General features: G+C 53.3%; 1 CRISPR repeat array.

From position 1 onward, the window contains the following. Positions 1–498: direct repeats of the CRISPR family, unit length 28 nt; unit sequence AGCCGCCTTCAGGCGGCTGTGTGTTGAA. Position 499 lies beyond the last annotated feature (1 nt).

Genomic DNA, 499 nt, shown 5'->3' on the forward strand with positions numbered 1-499 from the left:
AGCCGCCTTCAGGCGGCTGTGTGTTGAAACATTGATACCCTGAGCTTCACATTCAAAGAAAAATCCCAGCCGCCTTCAGGCGGCTGTGTGTTGAAACTGTCTCAATGCCTGCTCACTCGGAAAGCCTGCGTCCAGCCGCCTTCAGGCGGCTGTGTGTTGAAACTACCGATGTTTTTAGTATCATTGATAGGCGCAGCACCCAGCCGCCTTCAGGCGGCTGTGTGTTGAAACGTCCGAATAGTAGATGTTGTCTTTAAATGCACGGCCCAGCCGCCTTCAGGCGGCTGTGTGTTGAAACTGAGTATCCATGAATCCAGCTTATTATCAAAAAACCCAGCCGCCTTCAGGCGGCTGTGTGTTGAAACTCTAGCTGCGCCACTCCAGTCACCATTCTGAGCCCCAGCCGCCTTCAGGCGGCTGTGTGTTGAAACTGATGGATAAGAACGGTTACAGATTCGAGGTTGTCCCCCAGCCGCCTTCAGGCGGCTGTGTGTTGAAA

It is taken from the genome of Neisseria sp. HMSC065D04, from assembly GCF_001815675.1.
Lineage (GTDB): Bacteria > Pseudomonadota > Gammaproteobacteria > Burkholderiales > Neisseriaceae > Neisseria.